At 72.9% G+C, this 3,453-nt stretch carries 4 protein-coding genes and 1 pseudogene; 1 reads left to right on the forward strand and 4 read right to left on the reverse strand.

Translation table 11 applies throughout. From position 1 onward, the window contains the following. The 4 genes and pseudogenes from AB4Z01_RS35955 to AB4Z01_RS35970 form a co-directional block, all read right to left on the reverse strand. Positions 1-182, reverse strand: a pseudogene (locus tag AB4Z01_RS35955) (histidine phosphatase family protein); the annotation flags it as partial. Beyond that, complete coding sequence (gene cobS / locus AB4Z01_RS35960; RefSeq protein WP_441701613.1) at positions 179-928, reverse strand: adenosylcobinamide-GDP ribazoletransferase; 750 nt, start codon at positions 926-928, stop codon at positions 179-181. The gene cobS and the pseudogene AB4Z01_RS35955, both read right to left, overlap by 4 nt. A gap of 40 nt (positions 929-968) precedes the next feature. Further along, a complete protein-coding gene (locus tag AB4Z01_RS35965) occupies positions 969-2,360 on the reverse strand; it encodes an MATE family efflux transporter (RefSeq protein ID WP_441701614.1) in 1,392 nt (463 codons plus the stop codon). Positions 2,361-2,372: 12 nt separating this feature from the next. Then, positions 2,373-2,966 (reverse strand): DUF2239 family protein, encoded by a 594-nt coding sequence (locus AB4Z01_RS35970; RefSeq protein ID WP_441701616.1) that lies wholly within the window; start codon positions 2,964-2,966, stop codon positions 2,373-2,375. A gap of 139 nt (positions 2,967-3,105) precedes the next feature. Here AB4Z01_RS35970 and AB4Z01_RS35975 point away from each other — a divergent pair. Continuing rightward, the coding region (locus AB4Z01_RS35975) for a TetR/AcrR family transcriptional regulator (RefSeq protein ID WP_441701618.1) at positions 3,106-3,453 on the forward strand (348 nt) is incomplete at its 3' end.

Raw genomic sequence — 3,453 nt, forward strand, 5'->3', positions numbered from 1 at the left:
GTCTCGGCGGTGCGGCGCAGCGGCGGGTGCAGCCAGACGGCGCCGCGCGGCAGCCGGGCGGCAAGGGCCGCGATCGCCGCCGCGTCGCCGGTGTCGGCCGCGAGGTCGAGCCGGCCGTACAGCAGCTTGTCCGGATTGACCACCGGAGCATGGCGGATCCACCACCAGCGGGTCGTGCTCATGCCGCCGCCGCGGCGCACAGCACCGCGACCTCCGCCAGCTGCTGGGCGGCGCCGAGCACGTCGCCCGTCTGGCCGCCGATGCGGCGCTTGGCCAGCCCGGCCAGAGCCCAGGCGACGAGTGCAGCCAGGGCCAGCGCCGCCAGGCCGTGGCGCAGCCCAAGCAGCAGCAGGGCGAAGCACAGGGCCAGGCCGAGGGCGGTGAACACGGCCTCCGAGGGCGGACTGCCGGCACCGGCGCCGAGGCCGTCGGGCCGGGCCGGAGGCAGCCAGGCCAGCAGCGCCGGGGCCGTCGCCCGCGACACCGCCCCGGACGCGGCCAGCGCCGCGACGCCGGCCCAGGGAGAAAAGGTCGCCGCCAGGGCCGCGGCGCGTAGCCCGACCGACAGCACCAGCGCCAAGGTCCCGTAGCTGCCGATGCGGCTGTCGCGCATGATCTCCAGCGTGCGCTCGCGGTCGCGGCCGCCGCCGAAGCCATCGGCGACATCGGCCAGACCGTCCTCGTGCAGCGCCCCGGTCAGCAGCGCCTGCCCAGCCAGCGCCAGCAGCGCCGCGACCAGGGGCGGGGCGCCGAGCCAGAGCGCCAGCGCCCAGACCAGCCCCGCGGCCGCGCCGATGCCAGCCCCGGCCAGCGGGAACAGCCGCATCGACCGGGCCAGGGCATCGGCCGGCGCATCCGGCGGCCAGCGGACCGGCAGCCGGGTCAGGAAGCAGGCGGCGATGCGCAGGTCGCGCAGCAGGTCGTCCATGGCACCCGGTTAGCCGGTCCGGTCCTTGCCGGCAAGCCGCTCAGATCAGCTTCCGGATCGCTCGCTTGCGCCAAACCAGCCGGTAATAGGCGATCTGGCCCAGCGCCATCACGGCGAAGGCGACCGGATAGGCGATCCAGATGCCGTCGATGCCGATGCTGCGGCTGAGCGCCCAGGCCACCGGCACCTCGACGCCGAGGATGGCGAAGATCGAGATCGCCATCGGCGCCAGCACCGTGCCGCTGGCCCGCATCACCGCCGAGACCACCCCGGCCAAGCCGAAGACGATGTAGCTCCACAGCGTGATGTGCAGCAGGTTCTGCGCCAGCTCGATCACAGGCGGGCTGGTCAGGAACAGGCCCATCAGCGTGCGCGAGAACAGATAGGCGATGGCGACCAGCCCGCCGGTGACGATCAGGTTGAGCAGGATGCCGGTGCGGGTGATGGCGCCGAGCCGGTCGGCATGGCCGGCGCCGATCGCCTGGGCGCCGAAGATCGAGGCGGTGATGGCGATCGAGATCGCCGGGAACTGGACGTAGCTGACCACCTGGTTGACCGCGCCATAGGCTGCGGTGGCGTCGGAGCCGAAGCCGTTGACGAAGGACAGCACCGCGACCTCGGCCAGCGACACCAGCACCAGCTGCACGCCCGAGGGCAGGCCGATGCGCAGCACCGCCCGCAGGATCTTCGGGTCGATCCAGAGATGGCGCAGCAGCACGGCGTCCGGCGCCAGGGCATGGCCACGGCGGCGCAGATGGAACGCCAGCCAGGCCAGGGCGGCGAGGAAGGAGACGATTGCGGCATAGGCGCCGCTGAGCACGCCGAGCTGCGGCAGTCCGGCCCAGCCGCGGATCAGCGCCGGGGTCAGCACCAGTCCGATCGCGGCCTGCAATGCCAAGGCCAGCAGCGGCGTCATGGTGTCGCCGGTGCCGCGCATCATCGAGCTCATCAGCAGGAAGACGAACAGGCCCGGCATGGCGATCAGCATGATCCGGGCATAGGCGGTGGAATCGGCCAGGATGTCGGCCGGGGTGCCGACCGCGGCCAGCAGCGACCGGGTGAAGGCGCCGCCGAACAGCGCCACCACCAGCCCGGCCAGGATGGTGACGGTCAGGGCGGTGCCGGCCACCGCCTTGACCTTGTCCGGGTCCTTGGCGCCCCAGGCCTGGCCGATCAGCACCGAGGCGCCGGCGCCCAGGCCGATGATGAACGAGATGAAGAAAAACAGGATCGGGAAGAAGGCCGAGACGGCGGCGAGCGCGCCGACCCCGATCATCTGGCCGAGATAGATGTTGTTGAGCGTGCCGGACAGCCCCTGCAGCACGTTGCTGAGCATCATCGGCCCGAGGAACAGCAGGAACGCCTTCCACAGCACCGGAGGCGCCGCGGAGGCCGGAGCGGCGGCCGCACCGCGCTTGATCGCGTCCGACATGATGGTCTCCCTTCAGGCCGAAAGCGGCGAGTCGAACGCGGCGCCGGCCAGGCGCCTTGCATGGTCGCGGATGTCGGCGGGCCAGTTCTCGGTCAGTGCGGCGAAACGGTCGCGGTCGGGCGCGAACAGGGCGCGCGCAGCCTCCTCGAAGCCGGGCCGGTCGCCGGCCATCGCCGCCATGAAGCGATAGGCCGCCTCCTGCGCCTGGCGCAGCCGGTCCCGCCCCTCGCCGGCGCGGCGCGCCTCCTCGACCAGGCGGCGCAGCGTTACCGAGGCGCCGCCGGGCTGGCCGGCCAGCCAGTCCCAGTGCCGCGGCAGCAGCGTCACCTCGCGGGCGACGACGCCGAGCTTCGGCCGGCCCGGGCCGCGCGGCACGCCAAGGTCCTCCGCATTTTCCGGCCCGGCCGAAACCGGCAGCCGGGCCAGCACCTCGGTCTCGCTGCCGCGCAGGTCGAGCTCGATCGGCCGGCTGGTGGCGTCGTCGAACACCAGGACCGTGTCGCCGCGATCGGCGGCGCGCTTGGCCGCCAGCGCCACCTCGGCCAGCGGGCCGGAGGCGATGCGGCGGGTGCCCTGGAAGGCGGTGCAGGTGGGGTCGGGGGTCACGGGCGCCTCCCTGGCGCAATGGAATGGCGCTTTATACCCGGGTGAAAACCCGTTGTCAATTTCACCCGGGCAAAAATATCGGATTCCATGCATACCCGTTGAGCGTATATAAATAGCCGTTCATTTATTTGGCCCGCCGATGCCCCGCCCCCGCACCATCCCGGACGAAGCCCTGCTGGACGGCGCCTTGGCGGTGATGCGCCGGGCCGGGCCGGAGGGCATCACCTTTGCCGCAGTGGCGGCCGAGACCGGGCTGTCGGCGGCGACCCTGGTGCAGCGCTTCGGCGGCAAGGCGGCGCTGGTCCAGGCGGCGCTGCTGCGCGCCTGGGACCTGCTGGACATCCGCACCGCAGCGGCCGACGCCGCGGCCCCGCCAACCCCGGCCGGGGCGGTGGCGCTGCTGGTGGCGCTGTCCGGCGACTACGAGGCCGACTATGCCGAAGGGCTGCTGGTGCTGCGCGAGGATCTGCGCGACGCGGTGCTGCGC

This window comes from Inquilinus sp. YAF38, assembly GCF_052113205.1.
In the GTDB taxonomy this organism is placed as follows: domain Bacteria; phylum Pseudomonadota; class Alphaproteobacteria; order DSM-16000; family Inquilinaceae; genus Inquilinus.

Coding starts and splice junctions, on each gene's coding strand:
- cobS (WP_441701613.1), bottom strand. CDS start 928: ATGGACGACCTGCTGCGCGACCTGCGCATCGCCGCCTGCTTCCTGACC.
- AB4Z01_RS35965 (WP_441701614.1), bottom strand. CDS start 2,360: ATGTCGGACGCGATCAAGCGCGGTGCGGCCGCCGCTCCGGCCTCCGCG.